The 20,462-nt window shown below is 61.5% G+C and carries 17 protein-coding genes; 15 read left to right on the forward strand and 2 right to left on the reverse strand.

Translation table 11 applies throughout. The features are described 5' to 3' along the window. Nucleotides 1-105: 105 nt before the first annotated feature. Nucleotides 106-1,680, reverse strand: coding sequence for a methyl-accepting chemotaxis protein (locus tag HZ993_RS18990; protein ID WP_209394273.1), 1,575 nt, complete (start codon nucleotides 1,678-1,680; stop codon nucleotides 106-108). A gap of 131 nt (nucleotides 1,681-1,811) precedes the next feature. Here HZ993_RS18990 and HZ993_RS18995 point away from each other — a divergent pair, with 131 nt between their 5' ends. After that, the gene (locus HZ993_RS18995) at nucleotides 1,812-3,020 is read left to right on the forward strand and encodes a class I SAM-dependent rRNA methyltransferase (RefSeq protein ID WP_209394274.1); all 1,209 of its coding nucleotides are present in this window, start codon (nucleotides 1,812-1,814) and stop codon (nucleotides 3,018-3,020) included. A gap of 212 nt (nucleotides 3,021-3,232) precedes the next feature. Continuing rightward, nucleotides 3,233-4,297: a GTP-binding protein gene (locus tag HZ993_RS19000; protein WP_209394275.1), complete on the forward strand. Its 1,065-nt coding sequence runs from the start codon at nucleotides 3,233-3,235 to the stop codon at nucleotides 4,295-4,297. Here the strand turns inward: HZ993_RS19000 and HZ993_RS19005 are convergent. Then, complete coding sequence (locus HZ993_RS19005) at nucleotides 4,289-4,906, reverse strand: hypothetical protein (RefSeq protein ID WP_209398738.1); 618 nt, start codon at nucleotides 4,904-4,906, stop codon at nucleotides 4,289-4,291. The two genes, HZ993_RS19000 and HZ993_RS19005, sit on opposite strands and share 9 nt — an antisense overlap. Here HZ993_RS19005 and dksA point away from each other — a divergent pair. The 13 genes from dksA (at nucleotide 4,884) to ftsW (ending at nucleotide 20,432) form a co-directional block, all read left to right on the forward strand. Continuing rightward, nucleotides 4,884-5,579, forward strand: coding sequence for an RNA polymerase-binding protein DksA (dksA, locus tag HZ993_RS19010; protein WP_245213691.1), 696 nt, complete (start codon nucleotides 4,884-4,886; stop codon nucleotides 5,577-5,579). The genes HZ993_RS19005 and dksA overlap by 23 nt on opposite strands. Before the next feature lie 46 nt (nucleotides 5,580-5,625). After that, nucleotides 5,626-7,434 (forward strand): STAS domain-containing protein, encoded by a 1,809-nt coding sequence (locus HZ993_RS19015; protein WP_209394277.1) that lies wholly within the window; start codon nucleotides 5,626-5,628, stop codon nucleotides 7,432-7,434. Between the two features lie 5 nt (nucleotides 7,435-7,439). Then, nucleotides 7,440-7,997 (forward strand): ATP-dependent protease subunit HslV, encoded by a 558-nt coding sequence (gene hslV / locus HZ993_RS19020; protein WP_209394278.1) that lies wholly within the window; start codon nucleotides 7,440-7,442, stop codon nucleotides 7,995-7,997. 5 nt (nucleotides 7,998-8,002) lie between these two features. Continuing rightward, nucleotides 8,003-9,328: an ATP-dependent protease ATPase subunit HslU gene (hslU, locus tag HZ993_RS19025; RefSeq protein ID WP_209394279.1), complete on the forward strand. Its 1,326-nt coding sequence runs from the start codon at nucleotides 8,003-8,005 to the stop codon at nucleotides 9,326-9,328. 286 nt (nucleotides 9,329-9,614) lie between these two features. Further along, on the forward strand, nucleotides 9,615-10,043 hold the full coding sequence (mraZ, locus tag HZ993_RS19030; RefSeq protein WP_209394280.1) for a division/cell wall cluster transcriptional repressor MraZ: 429 nt from the start codon (nucleotides 9,615-9,617) through the stop codon (nucleotides 10,041-10,043). 9 nt (nucleotides 10,044-10,052) lie between these two features. Then, nucleotides 10,053-10,988, forward strand: coding sequence for a 16S rRNA (cytosine(1402)-N(4))-methyltransferase RsmH (gene rsmH / locus HZ993_RS19035; RefSeq protein ID WP_209394281.1), 936 nt, complete (start codon nucleotides 10,053-10,055; stop codon nucleotides 10,986-10,988). Next, nucleotides 10,985-11,317 (forward strand): cell division protein FtsL, encoded by a 333-nt coding sequence (ftsL, locus tag HZ993_RS19040; protein WP_209394282.1) that lies wholly within the window; start codon nucleotides 10,985-10,987, stop codon nucleotides 11,315-11,317. The genes rsmH and ftsL overlap by 4 nt, the downstream gene beginning before the upstream one ends. After that, on the forward strand, nucleotides 11,314-13,056 hold the full coding sequence (locus HZ993_RS19045) for a penicillin-binding protein 2 (protein ID WP_209394283.1): 1,743 nt from the start codon (nucleotides 11,314-11,316) through the stop codon (nucleotides 13,054-13,056). Before ftsL ends, HZ993_RS19045 begins: the two co-directional genes overlap by 4 nt. After that, nucleotides 13,056-14,594 (forward strand): UDP-N-acetylmuramoyl-L-alanyl-D-glutamate--2,6-diaminopimelate ligase, encoded by a 1,539-nt coding sequence (locus tag HZ993_RS19050; protein WP_209394284.1) that lies wholly within the window; start codon nucleotides 13,056-13,058, stop codon nucleotides 14,592-14,594. The genes HZ993_RS19045 and HZ993_RS19050 overlap by 1 nt, the downstream gene beginning before the upstream one ends. A 5-nt stretch (nucleotides 14,595-14,599) precedes the next feature. Further along, nucleotides 14,600-16,021, forward strand: a complete 1,422-nt coding sequence (gene murF, locus HZ993_RS19055) for a UDP-N-acetylmuramoyl-tripeptide--D-alanyl-D-alanine ligase (protein ID WP_209398619.1) — start codon at nucleotides 14,600-14,602, stop codon at nucleotides 16,019-16,021. Between the two features lie 24 nt (nucleotides 16,022-16,045). Beyond that, nucleotides 16,046-17,224 (forward strand): phospho-N-acetylmuramoyl-pentapeptide-transferase, encoded by a 1,179-nt coding sequence (gene mraY, locus HZ993_RS19060; protein ID WP_209394285.1) that lies wholly within the window; start codon nucleotides 16,046-16,048, stop codon nucleotides 17,222-17,224. Further along, nucleotides 17,221-19,176 carry a UDP-N-acetylmuramoyl-L-alanine--D-glutamate ligase gene (murD, locus tag HZ993_RS19065; protein WP_209394286.1) on the forward strand — a complete coding sequence of 652 codons (1,956 nt, stop codon included), beginning with the start codon at nucleotides 17,221-17,223 and terminating at the stop codon, nucleotides 19,174-19,176. Before mraY ends, murD begins: the two co-directional genes overlap by 4 nt. Nucleotides 19,177-19,181: 5 nt before the next feature. After that, nucleotides 19,182-20,432 carry a putative lipid II flippase FtsW gene (gene ftsW, locus HZ993_RS19070; RefSeq protein WP_245214002.1) on the forward strand — a complete coding sequence of 417 codons (1,251 nt, stop codon included), beginning with the start codon at nucleotides 19,182-19,184 and terminating at the stop codon, nucleotides 20,430-20,432. Nucleotides 20,433-20,462: the final 30 nt, after the last annotated feature.

Genomic DNA, 20,462 nt, shown 5'->3' on the forward strand with positions numbered 1-20,462 from the left:
GTGGGGGCGCAGGATTGCGTGCAGCAGGTCAATGTTTTCGGGGGCGTCGTCCACCACCAGCAGGGTGGGTTGCTGCAGGGGTCTGTTCATGCGCCGTCACCGCCCTCACCGCAGCGCAAGGGTGCGAGACTGCGTGACGCCGGGTGGCAACAGGAATACCGCCACGGCCCTGACCTGGTCACCGGCAAGGGTTTTGAGGCTGCTGGCCGCTGCTGCCATTTGCTCGACCAGCGCAGCGTTTTGTTGCGTGACCTGGTCCATCTGCATGACGGCCTCTCCCACCTGCTGCACACCCATGGCCTGCTCACCACTGGCGGCGCTGATCTCGCCCATGATGTCGGTCACGCGCCGTATGCTGGTGACCACTTCGGTCATCGTGATACCGGCCTTGTCTACCAGGGCGGTGCCCTGTTCGACCCGCTCCACGCTGGTGTTGATCAAATTCTTGATCTCTTTGGCGGCCTCGGCGCTGCGCCCGGCCAGTGAACGCACTTCACTGGCCACCACCGCAAAACCGCGGCCCTGCTCACCGGCACGGGCGGCTTCCACCGCTGCGTTCAGAGCCAGGATATTGGTCTGGAAGGCGATGCCGTCGATCACACTGATGATGTCGCTGATCCTGCGGCTGGATTCGTTGATGCCTTTCATGGTCTCCACCACCTGGCCCACCACATTGCCCCCCTGGATGGCGACGGTGGAGGCGTTTTGTGCCAGTTGGTTGGCCTGTTTGGCGCTGTCGGCATTCTGTTTGACGGTGGAGCTGAGCTCTTCCATGGAGGCTGCGGTTTCTTCCAGCGCGCTGGCCTGTTGTTCGGTGCGCATGGACAGGTCGTTGTTGCCCTGGGCGATTTCGGAGCTGGCGTCGGCCACCCCTTCGCTGCCCACCCGCACGGTGGACACCACCTCCACCAGGTTGCCCTGCATTTCCTTCAGGGCGGCCAGGGCCATACCGGTCTCACTTTTGCCGGTACCGTCAATTTGCAGGGTCAAGTTGCCACTGGCCACGCTGCGGGCAATGTCCACCACCTGGTTCAGGGGCACGGTGATGGCTTTGATCAGCATCCAGGCAATGGCGCTGGCCAGGGCAATGGCCAGGACCACCACCACACTGAACAGGATGACGGTTTTTTGGTAGTTGTCGGTTGAACGGTCGTACTCGGCCTTGGCTTCCTTGAGTTGTACGTCGATCAAGGTGGAGATGGCCGTGCTCATGGGGTCAATCGCTTCGTACAGGGGCTTGACCATGGCCGTCACCTTGTCTTTGTCGCCAGACTCCATGGCGGCCTTGGCCTGGGCTACCACAGGCTGCGCCTTGGCGATCAGGTCGGTGGCCTGGGCCACGCCACGTTTTTCTTCTTCGGTGAGGGTGGTGGAAATGTAGGCCTTCCATTCCGTTTCGGCGGCGCTCAGCGCGTTGGTGACCTCTTTGACGGCGGCCTTGGGGTCCATGATGCCCGCGGACACCTTGTTGGTGGCATCCACAATGCCCACCGCATACATGTCGCTGACGACCTTGAGCTGTTTGAGGGGGACCACCCGATCGGCATAAATGGTGCCGATGGACGCATTGGTACTTCGGACCTTGAGGAAACCAAAACCAGCCATCAGGCTGACCAGTGTTACGAGCACCACAAACCCCAGCGTCAGCCGGGTGGAGATTTTCATGTCATGCAAGTCCATGGAGATTCCTTTTTTGGTAGCAATCCAGCGGGCACCAGTACAGCCTAGCACTATTGTTAGTCTTTGGCTATGGGTGGAGTGCCGTGGGTTGGCAAGAGCCGGGTTGGCGGCTTGCCGCACAATCGGTGCCCATGAAAACCCTAAGACTTCGCGCCGGTAAAGAGCGCTCCCTGCAGCGCCGCCACCCCTGGATCTTTGAATCCGCCATTGCCAAAGGCAGCGCCGACAGCGGCGAAACCGTGCGGTTGGAATCCGACAGCGGCGCCTTTCTGGGCTGGGCGGCGTTCAGCCCCACGTCCAAAATCCGCGCCCGGGTTTGGAGCTTTGATGAGGCTCAGCGCATCGATGCTTCTTTTTTTATAGCGGCAGTAGCAGCATCTGTGGGGGCTAGAGCCCGATTTGACATACAGAGCAATGGTCTGCGCCTGGTCCATGGTGAATCCGACGGCCTGCCCGGGCTGATTGTGGACCGCTACGGCGACACCTTGGTGGCGCAGTTTTTGTCCAGTGGTGCCGAGCGCTGGAAAGCGGTATTGGCCGATGCCCTGCTGGCCCACACCGGACTGAGCAAACTCTACGAGCGCTCGGACGCCAGCAGCCGTGCACTGGAAGGCCTACCCGAGGTCAAGGGCTGGCTGCGGGGTGGTGACGCCAGCACACCCACCGACTTTGTGCTGCGTGAACACGACTGGCAGTTGGGGCTGTCCATAGCCGACGGCCACAAGACCGGCTTCTACCTGGACCAGCGCGACAGCCGCAAGAAGTTTGCCGACTACGCCCAGCGGCTGAGCTTCCAGCGGGTGCTGAACTGCTTTTGTTATACCGGCGGCTTTACGGTGGCGGCGCTGGCGGGACTGCGTGCCGGTGGTTTTACCGGCGGGCATGTCACGTCCATCGACTCGTCCGGCGCGGCCCTGGAGCAGGCGCGTGCCAATGTGGAACTCAATGGCCTGGACACGGCCCAAGCCACCTTTATGGATGCGGACGTGAACGCCTCCCTGCGCCAGTTTGTGAACGAGGGCCGGACGTTTGACGCCATCGTGCTGGATCCGCCCAAGTTCGCCCCCACGGTGGCCCATGCCGAACGCGCGGCCCGGGCTTACAAGGACATCAACCGCCTGGCGCTCAAGTTGCTGGAGCCCGGTGGTGTGTTGTTTACCTATTCCTGCTCTGGGGGTATCAGCGCCGACCTGTTCCACAAGATCGTGGCCGGTGCCGGGTCGGACGCTGGGGTGGACGGCTTCATCACCGAACGTATGGGTGGTGCCCCGGACCATCCCATGACCATCGCCTTCCCCGAGGGTGAATACCTGAAAGGTCTTGTTGTGATGCGTAAGTGAAGACGGCTAAGAGTTCGTGTGTCGATGCGCGCCCGCAGCAGAGCAGGGGGTAAACACCGCCGTTCGTGTCCTCCGCCCTTCGGGCTCCCCCTTTACCTCACTTTGGCGTTCACCCCAGCCCTGCCGCTCGATCCGTTGCACCCTTTTCCCTGTAAGCCTGGTATCTTGAAATGACCAGTACACTCCCCACCTGCTGATTTTTGGATTCCCCCATGAGTTTGATTCCCGCGACCATCCTGACCGGCTTTCTGGGTTCCGGCAAAACCACCTTGCTCAAGCGCGTGCTGGAAGAGGCGCATGGCCAGAAGATTGCGGTCATCGAGAACGAATTCGGTGAGGAAAACATCGACAGCGACATCCTGGTCAGCGACACCAATGAGCAGATCATCCAGATGAGCAATGGCTGCATCTGCTGCACCATCCGCGAAGACCTGCGCGCCACGCTGCGCGACCTGGCGGAGAAAAAACGCAAGGGCGAGCTGGACTTCGAGCGCGTGGTGATCGAGACCACCGGCGTGGCCGACCCCGGCCCGGTGGCCCAGACCTTTTTCATGGACGACGAGATTGCCGAGTCCTACCTGCTGGACTCCATCCTGACCCTGGTCGATGCCAAACATGCCGAGCAGCAGCTCAATGACCGCCAGGAGGCGCGCCGCCAGGTAGGTTTTGCCGATCAGATCTTCATCAGCAAGACCGATCTGGTGTCCAAGGACGAAACCGATGCGCTGATGCACCGCCTCAAACACATGAACCCCCGGGCGCCGCAAAAGGCCGTGCATTTTGGGGAAGTGGCCCTGAGCGAGGTGTTTGACCTGCGCGGCTTCAACCTGAATGCCAAGCTGGACATCGACCCGGACTTCCTGAAGGACGACGCGCACGACCACGGGCATGAACACCATGACCATGAACACGGCGAACATTGCGACCACCCCTCGCACCAGCATGACGGGCACGGCCACGGGCACCACCACCACCACGATGACGACGTCAAGAGTTTTGTCTTCAAGTCCGACCGGCCGTTCGACCCGGCCAAGCTGGAAGACTTTCTGGGTGCCATCGTCAACATCTACGGTCCGCGCATGCTGCGCTACAAAGGGGTGCTCTATATGAAGAGCACGGACCGCAAGGTGATCTTCCAGGGTGTGCACCAGCTGATGGGCAGTGATCTGGGACCCCAATGGGCCGAGGGTGAACAGCGGTGCAGCAAAATGGTCTTTATTGGCATCGACCTGCCCAAAGACATTTTGTTGCAAGGCATGGAACAGTCTTTAGTGTGATGGACCCCAAATGATTGTCTCGATTTTGCAACGTATGGGTTTTGCCAAGGGGAAGCCTGTACACTCGCGCGCCGGAGAAGCCCAGTCAAAAAAGCCTGCAAAAGGCAAGGCCGGGTTAGCAGGCCCCACCGACCATGCGCAGGAGATTTCTGCCAGGAGACACGAAGTGAACGCTAAATCTGGAAAAGACAGCAAGGCAGCTGCCGCTAAAACCAAAGCAACGGCTGTAGCCAAGCCCAAGGGGAAAACTGTCGCCAAGCCCAGTAAGTCCACCAAACCTGTGGCAAAAGTCGCCAGCAAGCCGCCGGCCAAACCCGCTAAAAAAGTGGCGACCAAAGTGGCTGCAAAACCTGCCGCCAAGCCCGCTGCGAAACCGGTGGCAAAAGCTGCTCCTGCAAAATCTGCCAAGCCCGTAGCGAAAGTCGGCGCAAAATCAACGGCCAAGCCAGTTGCCAAAAAAGCTGTCCCGCCCAAAGTCGTTACGGCCAAGAAGGTCACCCCATCGGATTCAAAACCCGTTATTTCCAAACCCCGGGCTGTTGCCAGCCCTGCTCCCATGCCCGTTTCCAAAACGTCAGCCAAGCCAATGCAGACAACTGTTTCCTCCAAGTCCAAATCCCCAGTCGCCGCGCCCGCAGTGGCCGAAAAAGTCGCTGCTGCACCGGTTGCCGCTGCGGTTCCCGCAAAGGCAGGGCGCCCCTCGTCCCGTTTGGCGCAATTGACCGTGCCATCCATGGCGCAAACGGTTGCGTCCACCGCTGCCAAAGCCAGCTATACACAGTCCGCGCCAACGCCTATCATTGTTCCAGCCTTGCCGTCTTCGATCAAAAAAGACCCCAAGCTCGCCAACAACTGGAAAACAACTGCCGTGGCTGATCTCAGTGATGCGGAATTGATGGCCATGCCCGATTCCGAGTACATGAATGCCGTGCAATTGGCGGTATTCCGCCTCAAGCTGACCAAACTCAAGCTGGATATTCTCAACAGTGCAGGTGAGACCACCGAGCATTTGCGCGAAGACACGTCCGTGGTGCCAGACCCCGCCGACCGTGCCACGATCGAGGAAGAGCATGCGCTGGAGCTGCGCACACGCGACCGCGAGCGCAAGCTGTTGAAGAAGATTGAGCAATCCATAGCCCGCATCGATGCCGGCGACTATGGTTATTGTGATGAAACCGGTGAAGCCATCGGTGTGGGCCGTCTGTTGGCCCGCCCCACTGCAACCCTGTCCCTGGAAGCTCAACAGCGCCGGGAACTCAAGCAGAAAATGTTTGGGGATTGAGGTTGCTGCTGATCTGATGCTCCTGCCCGTTCGGTAAACTGCGCACATGGCCACCAAAAGCGATTCGCCGGGATTGTTGTCCAAGATGGCAATGTTCGTTCGCAATCCGACCAAGGACTGGTCGGAGTTGGAGCGCCCGCAAGCAGACCAGGACAGCAGTTTCGACAAGCAGGTGCTCAAGCAGATGATTGAGCGCAAGCGGCAAAACGACTTCATCCGCAAACGCGAATTTGACCAGTTGCGCAAACTGCGCAGCCGCGGAGTGTCCGCGGTGGCGGGCATGGGGCGGCCCTCGGTGTTCCAGAACAGCCTGGCGACCGACCCCGACGGGCGCGCCGTGACCCTGAAAAAGATCGACGAGATCGAAGCCCAGATGTCCAAGCAATGGTGGAAAGGCAAACAAGATGCCGCCGCCAATGCCCAGGGTACGGGTTTTCCGGTTGCCAAACCCACAGGAACCGAACCTACGGAGCCAATGCCCGTAGCCCCCCGTCCGAACCTGGCATCCATCTCCGAACAGTTTGATTCGACGGCGTCGTCCAATCTGAACCTGGGGGATGCCGGTGCGGGTGGTGCCGATTTCAAGGCCACGGAAATGGGCGATGGCATGGAGCCTTTGCCCCCCACTCCGCGGTCCGGCCCCAAGCCCCCGCCGGGCGTAGGCCAAATTCCCATTCTGGGCAGCCTGGCCCAAAGTTATGACGGCGTGGACCAGAGCTTTTCGACGTCCAAAATGTTTGCCATCGACGTGGAAGACATGGCGACCGATCCTGAGCTGGAAGAGGCAGCCATCCGTTTTGCCAATGGCGACGACGAAGGTGCCGAAAGCGGATTGTTGGCCGCTTTGCGGGGCGATGCCTTGATGCCAGAAGTTGCGCATTCGTGGGCAGCGGCCTTGCTGGATCTGTACCGCGCCACGCAAAACCGTTCGCAATTCGACCAGGCCGTGGCGGAGTTTGCCCACCGGTTCGAGACCGTGACCCCGCAGTGGAGCGCCATTGGTGAAGAGCCCGCCGCGGCCCCCGCTCCCGGTACACAAGACGTGGCCCCACGGCGGGCTAGCCGCGATTACTCCATTGGCGCCATCTGGTGCAGCCCCGGCGAGTTAAACGCCCTGGCCCTCGAAGATCTGCGTGATGCCATGGCATCCAATCCCACGCCTTGGCACTTGGACTGGTCGCGCCTGGTGCGTATTTCGGAAGATGCCATGCCGCTGTTGGCCGGCCTGTTCAGCAGCCTGTGTGACGAACCGGTGGCACTGCGTTTCAGCGGCGCCCAACAGTTGGTAGATACGCTGCGTACCATGATGCCGTCGGGCGACCACAGCATCAGCCCCGATTGGTGGGCGATGCGTCTCAATGCACTGCGCACCATGCAGTTGCTCGACGATTTTGAGTTGGCTGCGCTGGATTACTGCGTCACCTATGAGGTGTCGCCGCCCGCCTGGCAAGAGGCCCGCTGCCAATACGGAAATGTCGAGGCAGAAGAAGCCGCTGCAACCACCACACAGGCGGGCAACTGGAATTCCGGCTTTGCGCAGGCGCCCACAGCGCCTATTGGACTGGATGGCGCACAGCCTGTCAGTCTGGAGTTGAAAGGCAGTGTGCTCGGCGACGCAACACACGCGTTTGACGAATTTGATGCAGGGGAACACCGTGGCGACGGCATCATCGTGTCCTGCAAGGGGCTGGTGCGGGTGGACTTCTCTGCAGCCGGCAGCATCCTCAACTGGGTGGCCATGCGGGAGGCCGAAGGCTGCCATGTGCAGTTCCGCGATGTGCACCGTCTGGTGGCGGCCTTTTTTAATGTCATCGGCATCAATGAGCATGCCCGCGTTCTCCCCAGGCCTGTTTAAATTCCATGGAAGCATTCCACGGCACGACCATCATCAGCGTGCGCCGCAAGACTGCGCAGGGCTATTCTGTCGCCATTGGCGGTGACGGTCAGGTCACTCTGGGCAATATTGTTGTCAAGGGCACAGCGCGCAAGGTGCGCAAGCTGTACCACGGCAAGGTCTTGGCCGGTTTTGCCGGTGCAACGGCAGACGCGTTCACACTGTTCGAGCGATTTGAGGCCAAACTGGAGAAACACCAGGGCCATCTGGTGCGTGCCGCCATTGAGTTGACCAAGGATTGGCGCACCGACCGTGTCCTGCGTCGCCTGGAGGCCATGTTGGCGGTCGCCGATAAAGACGCGTCGCTGATCATTACCGGCAACGGTGATGTGCTGGAGCCCGAAAACGGCATCGTCACCATAGGCTCCGGCGGGGCTTATGCCCAGGCGGCGGCCATGGCATTGCTGAATCACACCGAGTTGTCGGCGACCGATATCGTCAAGCGTTCACTTGAAATTGCCGGTGAATTGTGCATTTACACGAACATGCAACACACGATCGAAACCCTGGGTGACGGTCCTTAGCGCCCATGACCCCCCAAGACATCGTTTCCGAACTCGACAAACACATCGTCGGCCAGTCCCAAGCCAAACGTGCGGTAGCCATTGCGCTGCGCAACCGCTGGCGGCGCCAGCAGGTGGCGGGTGATTTGCGTGGCGAAATCACGCCCAAAAACATTTTGATGATTGGCCCCACTGGCGTGGGCAAGACCGAAATTGCCCGCCGTCTGGCGCGTCTGGCCGATGCTCCGTTCATCAAGGTAGAAGCCACCAAATTCACCGAGGTGGGTTATGTGGGCAAAGATGTGGACTCCATCATCCGCGACCTGGCGGACATCGCCGTCAAACAAACACGCGAGGCCGAGAAGCGCAAGGTGCGTAGCCGCGCAGAAGATGCCGCCGAAGACCGCATCCTTGATATTCTGATCCCACCGGCGCGCAGTGACTTTGGTTTCTCGAACGCTGAAGACCAGCCGCAGAGTGCAGCACGCCAGGCCTTTCGCAAGAAGCTGCGTGAGGGCCAGCTGGCCGACCGCGAAATCGAGATCGATGTGGCCCAGCCCGCGCCACAACTCGAAGTGATGGGCCCGCCCGGTATGGAGGAAATGACCGAGCAGCTGCGCGGCATGTTTGGCCAGATGGGCCAGGCCAAACGCCAGACTCGCAAGCTCAAGATCAGCGAGGCCCATAAGCTGCTGGTGGATGAGGAAGCTGCCAAACTGGTCAACGAAGACGAGATCAAGGCCCAGGCGATCCACATGCTGGAGCAAAACGGCATTGTGTTCATCGACGAAATCGACAAGGTGACCTCGCGCAGCGAAGGCAGCGGCGCCGAGGTGTCACGCCAGGGTGTACAGCGCGATTTGTTGCCCTTGGTCGAAGGCACATCGGTCTCCACCAAATACGGTGTGGTCAAGACCGACCACATTCTGTTTGTGGCCTCGGGTGCCTTCCACCTGAGCAAACCCAGCGATTTGATTCCCGAGCTGCAGGGGCGGTTTCCGATCCGTGTGGAATTGCAGTCGCTGTCGGTACAGGATTTCGAGGCGATACTGATGCAGACCCACGCCTCGCTGGTCAAGCAGTACCGGGCCTTGATGGCCACCGAAAATGTGACATTGGACTTCACCGCGGAAGGTATTACCCGCCTGGCGCAAATTGCGTTTGACGTGAATGAACGCACCGAGAACATCGGCGCACGCCGCCTGGCCACCGTGATGGAGCGGTTGCTCGATGATGTCAGCTTCGATGCGGCGCAGTTGTCGGGACAGACCGTTTGCATCGATGCGGCCTATGTGAACATCCGATTGGGTGAGCTGAGCCAGGACGAAGACCTGTCGCGTTACATCTTGTGACACCTTGGGTGGCCATCAAAACGGCCGCCACCAAAAGACCAAGCGCTGCGCTGCTTCTCAAGCGTTACTTTCAGAGCCTGCGCTAAGTCCTTCATTTAGAACGATTTTTGCCATCCATTTGGCTTCGAAATCGCTTCTAAGTCCTTGATTTCATTGGAAAAAATTCTCGTTAGCCCTCTTGCGTGATTCACTTTTGCTGATACAGTGCAAAAAAGTGCAATTAAGTGGTGAAAAGTGTCTTAAAGAAGCGCTTTTTGCCTGTCCGTGCAAGAAAAGGTGGATTTTGGTGTTTCAAGGGGCTTCGTCTCTCAGTCTGGATGCAAAGGGTAGGCTCTCCGTGCCAACCCGGCACCGTGACGTCCTGAGTGCGACGGCGGCAGGCCAGCTGACCATCACCAAACACCCGCACGGCTGCCTGATGGTGTTTCCCCGCCCGGAGTGGGAAAAATTCGCGGCCCGCATCGCCGCCTTGCCAATGGAAGCCCAATGGTGGAAGCGCATCTTCCTAGGCAATGCCATGGACGTGGAGATGGATGGCACGGGACGCGTGCTGGTCTCGCCTGAATTGCGTGAGGCCGCCGGCATTGCCAAAGACACCGTGCTGCTGGGCATGGGCACCCACTTTGAGCTGTGGGACAAGGCGACATATGACGCGCAGGAGGCCAAGGCCATGCAAGCTGCCATGCCAGATGTCTTCAAGGACTTTTCCTTCTAAGGCCGGGTGGTGGAAACTCCATGGAACCACGCCACCGTACTGTTGAACGAAGCCGTGGATGCCTTATTCAACAACACAACGGACCCGTCCGCCCCCGAGGCTGATGGCACCTATGTGGACGCCACCTTCGGGCGTGGCGGCCACTCCCGTTTGATCCTCTCGCGCCTCTCTCCTGTGGGGCGTTTGATCGCGTTTGACCGCGACCCCGAAGCGGTAGCCCAGGCCAATGCCATTGCGGACGAACGCTTCTCCATTCGGCACGAGGCGTTTTCGCATGTGGCCGAGCTGCCCGGTGCCAGCGTCGATGGAATTTTGATGGATTTGGGTGTGAGTTCACCCCAGATCGACAACCCGGTTCGCGGGTTCAGCTTCCGTTTCGACGGGCCGCTGGACATGCGTATGGACACCACGCGTGGGGAGAGTGTGGCGCAATGGCTGGAGACGGCTGAAACCAATCAAATCGCGGAGGTGATACGTGAATATGGTGAAGAACGGTTTGCTGGCCCCATTGCAAAGGCGATTGTTGCTCGCCGACAGGAACGGGGCCCAATTTCAACCACCACCGAGCTGGCCCAACTCGTGGCTGACACGGTCAAAACCCGCGAGCCGGGCAAGGACCCTGCAACGCGCACATTTCAGGCTTTTCGGATTTTCATCAACGCCGAGCTTGAGGAGCTGCAACAAGCGTTAGAGGCCTGCCTGCACATCCTGAAGCCCGGTGGCCGTCTGGCGGTCATCAGCTTTCACTCGCTGGAAGACCGCATCGTCAAACAGTTCATCGCCAAACACGCCAAAGATGAGTACGACCGCCGTGCGCCGTTTGCCGCGCCCAAGGTCATGAAACTCAAAGCGCTGGACCGTATCAAGCCCAGCAAAGACGAGGTCAGTGGCAACCCCCGCTCGCGCAGCGCCATCATGCGCGTGGCGCAAAGGACGGCGGCGTGATCAGGCTTAATTTGGTCCTGCTGTTGGCTGTGCTTGCAAGCGCCATTTATCTGGTCAGTGTGCAGTACGACTCGCGCCGCCTGTTCACCGAGCTGGACCGGGCCAAAACCGAAGCGCACCGCCTGGAGCTGGAAAATGAACGCCTGCAGGTGGAAAAACGTGCACACACCACCCCGGCACGGGTGGAGAAACTGGCACGCGAAAAATTGCAGATGAGCCAGGCCAAGCCCGGTATCACCACCTATGTGACCTACGCCGAGGCGCCGCCCGCCGCGGGCCAGACGCCGCTGCCTAGCTCTGCCGCCACCGTTAGCGGGGTGGTGCGGTGAGGCGCGGTGTGCAATACACCTCTAGCCCCTTGCTGGCCAGCCGCACGCCGGTGTGGCGCAGCAAGCTGGTCGTGGGCGCCATTGCACTGGCATTCTGCGGCTTGGCTGCACGTGCCGCCTACATCCAGGTGGTGGCGAATGATTTCTTCCAGCGCCAGGGTGAAGTGCGCTTTGCCCGCACGCTGGATTTGCCGGCCAACCGCGGCCGTATCCTGGACCGCAATGGGCTGATACTGGCATCCAGCGTGCCGTCCCCCAGCATCTGGGCCATCCCCGAAGATGTGGAGATTGACAAGGCCAAGCTGCAAAAACTGGCCAAGCTGCTGGAGATGCCGGTGGCCGATCTGGCCAAGAAGTTTGAGGATGAAGACAAAAGCTTCGTCTGGGTCAAGCGCCAGGTCGACGAGTCTGTGGCCAAACAGATCACCGCGCTCAACATCAAGGGCATCTACCAGCGCAAGGAATACAAGCGCCAATACCCCGAGGGTGAGTCGGCCGTGCACGTGGTTGGCTTTACCAATGTGGAAGACAAAGGGCAGGAGGGTGTGGAGCTCACCTTCAACCAAGAGCTGGCCGGGCGCAATGGATCGCGCCGCGTCATCAAGGACCGGCTCGGCCAAGTGATTGAAGACGTGGGCAACCAGATCCCCCCGGTGGATGGCAAGGATCTGCAACTCAGCATCGACAGTAAGGTGCAGTTCTTCGCCTACCAGAAGCTGCGCGAGGCCGTGATGGAGCACAAGGCCAAGGCCGGTAGTGTGGTCGTGTTGGACACCACCACCGGCGAGGTGCTGGCCCTGGCCAACTACCCCAGCTACAGCCCGGACAAACGCCGCAACCTGACCGGTGAACAACTGCGCAACCGCGCATTGACCGACACCTTTGAGCCGGGCTCGGTGATGAAACCCTTCACCGTGGGCCTGGGGCTGGAGACCGGGCGCGTGACGCCGCTGTCCATGATAGACACCGCTCCTGGGCGTATCACCATCACTGGCTCCACGATCACCGACTCTCACCCCAACGGCATGTTGACGGTGGAAGGGGTGATACAAAAATCCAGCAACGTGGGTACCACCAAGATTGCGATGCAAATGCAGCCCCGCGAAATGTGGGACTTGTTCACGCAGGCTGGCTTTGGGCAAAAACCTCAAATCAGTTTCCCTGGTGCGGTGTCGGGTCGCCTGCGCCCCTACAAGACCTGGCGGCCCATTGAGCAGGCCACCATGTCGTACGGCTACGGCCTGTCGGCATCCTTGTTCCAGATGGCACGGTCGTATACCGTGTTTTCGCACGACGGACAAATCATCCCTGCAACCCTGATCAAGAGCTCCACCCCCGCCGTGGGTGTGCAGGTGTTGTCTGCCCGCACCGCAGGCCAGGTGCGCAAGATGCTGCAAATGGCGGCAGGGCCTGGCGGCACGGGGCAAAAGGCGCAAACCATTGGTTACTCCGTGGGCGGCAAGTCTGGCACCGCCTACAAACAAATCGGCAAGGGTTATGGCACGGACAAAAACCGCAAGTACCGCGGCTGGTTTGTGGGCATGGCGCCCATCGACAACCCACGCATTGTGGTGGCCGTGATGATTGACGAGCCCACCAATGGCAAATACTACGGAGGCGATGTCGCCGCCCCCGTGTTTGCCGAAACCGTGCAACAGTCCTTGCGTATCCTGGGCGTACAACCCGACCTGGCGGTGAAGCCGCAGATCGTGGCACAGGCGGCGGAGGAGAGCCTGTGATGCACGTGTTGCACACCCCCTCCCAGGCTGCGCAGTGGTTGCGCCAGCGTGTTACGGGCACACTGCAATCCGACAGCCGCAAGCTGCAAGCGGGTGACGGTTTTATTGCCTGGCCAGGTGCTGCCGTGGATGCGCGCCAGTTTGTGAGTGATGCGCTGAAAACCGGCGCCACGGCCTGCCTGGTAGAGCAGGCCGATGTAGCCCGTTGGGGGCTGGATGGTGAACGTGTCGCCTGTTACCAGGGCCTGAAGGCGGACACCGGCGTGATTGCTGCCGAGTTTTTTGGTGCACCGTCCGAGGCGCTGCAGGTGGTGGCTGTCACCGGAACCAATGGCAAGACATCGACCGCCTGGTGGCTGGCACAGGCCCTCTCGGCGCTGCCGGACGGCATGGCGCTGCCCTGCGGCATGGTTGGCACACTGGGCGTGGGGCGCCCGCCGGCCAGCGGTGCAGCACCCGCCGCGTCCGCCGGTCGGTCGGTCACGTCCACCGGTCTGACCACCCCTGATCCGGTGCTACTGCAGCGTACCTTGCGCCAGTTCAACGCCGAAGGCCTCAAGGCCTGCGCCATGGAGGCCTCATCCATTGGGATAGAAGAACACCGCCTCGACGGCACGCAGATTCGGGTTGCGGTGTTCACCAATTTCACCCAGGACCATCTCGATTACCACGGCAGCATGGAGGCCTATTGGCAGTCCAAACGCCGTCTGTTTGCGTGGCCCGGCCTTGCCGCTGCGGTGGTGAATGTGGATGATGCCCAGGGCCAGGCGCTGGCCGATTCCTTGCGTGCATCGGTAGTGGATGTCTGGACCGTCTCCAGCCAATGTGGTGCGCGTTTGCAGGCGCGTGCCGTTGCCTACAGCGGTCTGGGGCTGAGCTTTGATGTGGTGGAGGGTGCGTCGTCCCACCGGCTGCAGACCCGCACGATTGGCAGCTACAACGTGTCCAACCTCTTGGGTGTGCTGGGTGCCATGCGTGCGCTGGGTATTCCCTTGCAGGATGCCGTCCATGCCTGCAGCACCTTGCACCCGGTGCCTGGCCGCATGGAGTGTATGGGAGGTGTGGATGCGCCACTTGTGGCCGTGGACTACGCCCACACGCCGGACGCCCTGAGCCAAGCCCTGGCCGCACTGCGGCCGCTGGCGCAGCAGCGCGGTGGCCGCCTGTGGTGTGTGTTTGGTTGCGGCGGAGACCGCGATGCGAGCAAGCGGCCCTTGATGGGCGCCATTGCCTCACAAAAGGCCGACCAGGTGGTGGTCACCAGTGACAACCCGCGTGGCGAAAAGCCAGAGACCATCATTGCCCATATTTTGCTGGGTCTGGCGCAGAGCAAGTCGGTCGATGTGCAGGCAGACAGGGCCCTGGCCATTGCCGAGGCCATCACACGGGCGGCGCCACAAGACGTGGTGCTGCTGGCCGGCAAGGGCCACGAAGAGACCCAGGAAATTGGGGGTACCAAGCACCCGTTTTCCGACAGCGACCATGCACAGCGCGCCTTGCACAGCCGCCAAACCCCCACTGCGGAGACACGCGCATGAGCCAGATGATGACTATTGCCCAGGCCGCCCAGTGGCTCACCGGTTCACACCTGTTGGGGGATGGCGCTGCCGTGGTACAGCGGGTGCATACCGACACCCGCAGTGTTGAGCCCGGCGACCTGTTTGTAGCCCTCAAGGGCGAGCGGTATGACGCCAACGCCTTCCTGGCAGAGGCCGCGCAGCGCGGTGCAGTGGCTGCCATCTGCCACCCGGATGCAGACCGCAGTGGCGTGGGCAACATGGCCTGCATCACGGTGGCGGACACCCGGCTGGCGCTGGGCGCCTTGGCCAAGGCTTGGCGCGCACAGTTTCATATACCGGTGATTGCAGTGACCGGCAGCAACGGCAAAACCACGGTGACCCAGATGCTGGCCTCCATCCTGGCAGCCCACCGTCCCAACGACGGCGCGCTGGCCACACGCGGCAACCTCAACAATGACATCGGCGTACCGCTGACCCTGTTGCGCCTGCGCCCGCAGCACCAGATCGCCGTGCTGGAGCTGGGCATGAACCACCCCGGCGAAATCGCCACCCTGGCGGCCATGGTGCAACCCACCGTGGCCGTGGTGAACAACGCGCAGCGCGAACACATGGAGTTCATGCACACCGTGCGGGCCGTGGCGCTGGAGAATGGCTCGGTCATCACAGCCGTGGGTGCGCAGGGCGCGGTGGTGTTCCCCAGTGACGACGAGTTCACCCCCCTTTGGCAAACCCTGTCAGGCCACCGGCGCACCGCCACCTTTTCACTGGACGGCGTGGATGGGCCGGGTGCTCTGGTGTGTGTGCAGGCGCGATGGGCAGACGGTGCCTGGCACGTCCATGCCCGCGGGCTGGGGCAAGATTTGCACTACCGGCTGGCCATCGCCGGACGGCACAACGTCAAGAATTCACTGGCCGCCGCCGCCGCGGCCTTGTCCGCTGGGGTATCTGTATCTACCGTGGTGGCCGGGTTGCAGGCTTTTGAGCCGGTCAAGGGCCGCTCCAAGGTCTTGCGCCTGGCCGTGCAGGGGCGCAGCGTGACGCTGGTGGACGATACCTACAACGCCAACCCAGACTCCGTGCGCGCCGCCATTGATGTGTTGGCTGATCTGCCGGGCCCCCATCTGCTGGTGCTGGGCGATATGGGCGAGGTCGGCCACCAGGGCGCGGCTTTCCATGCCGAGGCCGGACGGTATGCCAAGGCCAAAGGTATTGAGACGCTGCTGACGCTCGGCGAGTTGGCCCAGGTGGCCGCGAACGCCTTTGAGGGCGCGCAGCATTTTGGTTCGGCAGAACACCTGATCGATGCGCTGCTGCACACCTTGCCCCACCAGCACAGCGTGCTGGTCAAAGGCTCGCGCTTCATGCGCATGGAGCGGGTGGTGCAGGCCATGGAGCCCATGGTCATCAAAACGGCCCCACCGCAGGAGCATCCCCATGCACCGTGATTATTCGTTCGGAGCGTCCCTACTATGTTGTTAAGCCTGGCCCAATGGTTGCAAGCCCTGTCGCCGGAGTTTGGCTACTTCCGGGTGTTCCAGTACCTGACCTTTCGGGCGGTGATGGCTGCCGTCACCGCACTGCTGATAGGCCTGGCTGCTGGCCCCTACGTCATCAGCCGTTTGCGGGCGCTGAAGATCGGCCAACCCATCCGCGGTTACGGCATGGAGACCCACTTGCAAAAGAGTGGCACCCCAACCATGGGCGGCGTGCTGATCCTGTTGTGTATTGCCATTTCGACCCTGCTGTGGGTGGACCTGAGCAACCGTTTTGTATGGATCGTGCTGTTGGTGACGTTGGGCTTTGGCGCCATTGGCTGGGTGGACGACTGGCGCAAGGTGGTGCGCAAAGACCCCGAAGGCATGCCTTCGGGCGAAAAGTATTTCTGGCAGTCCATGATCGGCCTGCTGGCCGCCCTGTACCTGGTGTTCAGCATCTCCGAAAACTCCAACCTGCGGGTATTGGAGTTGTTCTTCAACTGGGTGGCGTCCGGCTTTGATGTGGACCTGCCGCCCAAGGCCGGGCTGTTGCTGCCCTTCATCAAGGAGGTCAGCTACCCCTTGGGCGTGCTGGGCTTTGTGGTGCTGACTTATCTGGTCATCGTGGGCTCCAGCAATGCGGTCAACCTGACCGATGGGCTGGATGGCCTGGCCATCATGCCGGTGGTGATGGTGGGCTCTGCACTGGGTGTGTTTGCCTACGTGACGGGTAGCGCGGTGTATTCCAAATACCTGTTCTTTCCGCACATTCCCGGCTCGGGCGAACTGCTGGTCTTCTGTGCGGCTATGGCCGGTGCCGGTCTGGCCTTTCTGTGGTTCAACACCCACCCGGCCCAGGTTTTTATGGGTGACGTGGGTGCGCTGGCCCTTGGCGCAGCGCTGGGCACCATTGCCGTCATCGTGCGCCAGGAGATTGTGCTGGCCATCATGGGTGGCATCTTTGTCGTCGAAGCCCTGTCGGTGATGCTGCAGGTCAGCTATTTCAAGTACACCAAGAAGCGCTTTGGTGAAGGCCGCCGCCTGCTGAAGATGGCGCCGCTGCACCACCACTTCGAGAAAAACGGCTGGAAAGAAACCCAAGTCGTCGTCCGCTTCTGGATCATCACCATGCTGCTGTGCCTGGTCGGCCTGTCCACCCTCAAACTGCGATGAACCCCGAAGACCCGTCCATCCACGACCACGCCCCGACGCCTGTGCCCGAAGGCGCAGTGGAGCCGCGCGTGTTGCATGGGGTGGATGCCGTCCCGTCTGACCATCCAGTGGCGCAAGGAGTCTGGGTGGCAGAGCGTTCTGCGCAGGTAGAGGAGGAGCCCGCGCAGCGGGCGGGGGACACGGAGCAGAATGCTTTGCCGCCCAGACTCCTGGCCGATGACCAACCCGCCGCTGTGGCGATCACGGCAACGGGTCGCGTCTTGCCCACCACCCTGACCGCTGCTGCGGATGCAGCCGCTTTTGTTGCGCAGATCTTTGCCGACACAAAGGCCGAGCAGGCTGCGCTGGCGGACAAGACGCAGAAGGCCGAGGCTCTGGCATCCGAAGTCATTGCAGACGATGTAGCGTTGGAGCCGCAAGCCGATGCGCCTTTCCAACCCCTGTTGGGCCAGAACATCCTGATCCTGGGCCTGGGCGCCTCGGGTCTGGCCATGGCACGCTGGTGTGTACGCACTGGCGCCGCCAGTGTCACTGTGGCCGATACACGTGACGCGCCCCCCCAGTTGGCGACGCTGCAGCAGGAGTTGCCCCAGGTGCGGTTTGTCGCCGGGCCTTTTGATGCAAGCCTGGTGGACGGGCAGAACATACACGCGGTGTACCGCTCACCCGGTTTGAGTCCTGATGTCATTGCTCCTGTTTTAATAGCTGCACAAGCAAGTGATACGGGGGCTGGAGGCGAGTTGAGCTTATACGTCATGGCGCTGCAGACACTGCGGGAGACTCGTGGTTATGCACCGGCCGTGTTGGCCATTACCGGTACCAATGGGAAAACCACCGTCACATCGCTGACCGGCCAGCTCGTGGCCCACGCCGGCAAGACCGTGGCCGTGGCCGGCAACATCGGCCCCACGCTGCTGGACACACTGGCAGCCCATCTGGATGCCAACACACTGCCCGAGGTCTGGGTGCTGGAGCTGTCCAGCTTCCAGCTCGACGGCGTCACCGGTTTCGAGCCCACGGCTGCGGTTGTGCTGAATGTGACCCAGGACCATCTGGACTGGCACGGCAGCATGGATGCCTATGCAGGTGCCAAGGCCCGCATCTTTGGTGCCACCGGCCTGATGGTGCTGAACCGCGACGATGTGGCGGTGATGGGCATGCTGCCGCCACCCGTACGCGCCAAGCTGCAAAAACCTGTGGAGCGCCCCTACACCAGTTTTGGCACCGACATGCCCCAGCGCCCTGGCGACTTCGGTATCGAAGAAGTCAACGGCATGGTCTGGCTGGTGCGCGCACTGGAGGCTGACGAGACCCGCCGCAAACGCAAGGAAGCCGCAGAAGAGCTGCACTTCCAGCGCCTGATGCCGGTGGACGTGTTGCGCATCCGCGGCCGCCACAACGCCAGCAATGCCTTGGCTGCGCTGGCCCTGTGCGCCGCGGCTGGTTGTGCGCTGGGCCCCATCCTGTTTGGCCTGCGCGAATACCGCGGCGAGCCGCACCGTGTTGAGCCCATTGGCATCCTCAACGACGTGGAGTTTTTTGACGACAGCAAGGGCACGAATGTGGGTGCCACCGTGGCGGCGCTGCAAGGCCTGGGCGCGGACCGCAAGGTGGTGCTGATACTGGGCGGCGAAGGCAAGGGCCAGGACTTTGCGCCGCTGGCCGCACCCGTGGCCCGTTATGCCCGCGCCGTGGTGCTGATTGGCCGCGACGCACCGCTGATCCGCGCCGCGCTGGACGGCACCGGTGTGACTCTGACCGATGCGGAATCCATGGACGCCGCAGTGGTGCAAGCCAACCAGCGCGCCCACGCCGGTGATGCAGTGCTGATGTCACCCGCCTGCGCCAGCTTTGACATGTTTGACAACTACGAACACCGGGCACGGGTGTTCATCGCCGCGGTGCGGGACCTGGCTTTGGCCGCGGGTGTGGATTTGGAGAGCTTGGCATGAGTGCGATGGCCCAGTCCCTGTCCAAGTGGTTCTCAGCACGCATGGGTGCAGCATCGTCGCGGGCGCTGCCAGTGCGCCTGGGCGGGCGGGGCTCGTTTGCGGCCACCACGTCGGTGCCGCAGGTGCGTGGTTTTGACCAACCCCTGGCCTGGGTGGTCGTGGCCCTGCTGATGTGGGGTCTGGTCATGGTGTATTCGGCGTCCATCGCCATGCCCGACAACCCCAAGTTCGCCAAGTACACCCACACCTATTTCCTGGTGCGCCATGCCATGTGGGTGGCCACGGCATTTGTGGTGGCACTGATGGCCTTCCAGGTGCCGGTGGCGGTGTGGGAAAAATATGCGCCTTGGTTGCTGGTGGGGTCGCTGGTGCTGTTGATCCTGGTGCTGATCCCCGGCATCGGCAAGGTGGTCTATGGTGCCCGCCGCTGGATCGCACTGGGCCCTTTCAGCTTCCAGCCCTCGGAGCTGGCCAAGCTGGCCGTGCTGCTCTACGCGGCCGACTACATGGTGCGCAAGATGGACGTCAAGGAGCGCTTCTTCCGTGCCGTGATGCCCATGGCCGGTGCGGTGGCCGTCATTGGCCTGCTGCTGCTGGCCGAGCCGGACATGGGCGGCTTCATGGTGATCGCCGTGATTGCGATGGGCATCCTGTTCCTGGGTGGCGTGAACGCCCGCATGTTCTTCCTGATTGCGACCATTCTGGTCGTGGCCTTCGGGCTGATGATTGCCCTGAGTGAATGGCGGCGCGAGCGCATCTTTGCCTACCTGGACCCCTGGACCGAGAAACATGCGCTGGGCAAGGGCTACCAGCTGTCGCACTCGCTGATCGCCATAGGGCGGGGCGAGATTTTTGGCGTGGGCTTGGGCGGCAGTGTGGAAAAACTGCACTGGCTGCCCGAGGCGCATACCGACTTTTTGCTGGCCGTCATCGGCGAAGAGTTCGGCCTGATCGGTGTGCTGGTCGTCATTGGCCTGTTCCTGTGGCTGACCCGCCGCATCATGCACATCGGCCGCCAGGCCATCGCGCTGGACCGGGTTTTTGCCGGTCTGGTGGCGCAGGGTGTTGGCATCTGGATGGGTTTCCAGTCTTTCATCAACATGGGCGTGAACCTGGGCGCTTTGCCCACCAAGGGCCTGACCCTACCGCTGATGAGTTACGGCGGCTCGGCCATCCTGATCAACATGATTGCCATTGCGATTGTGCTGCGTATTGATTTTGAAAACAGGCAACTCATGCACGGAGGCCGTGTATGAGTTGCCTGTTTCACCAAAATTGGCACTGCG

This window comes from Rhodoferax sp. AJA081-3, from assembly GCF_017798165.1.
Lineage (GTDB): Bacteria > Pseudomonadota > Gammaproteobacteria > Burkholderiales > Burkholderiaceae_C > Allorhodoferax.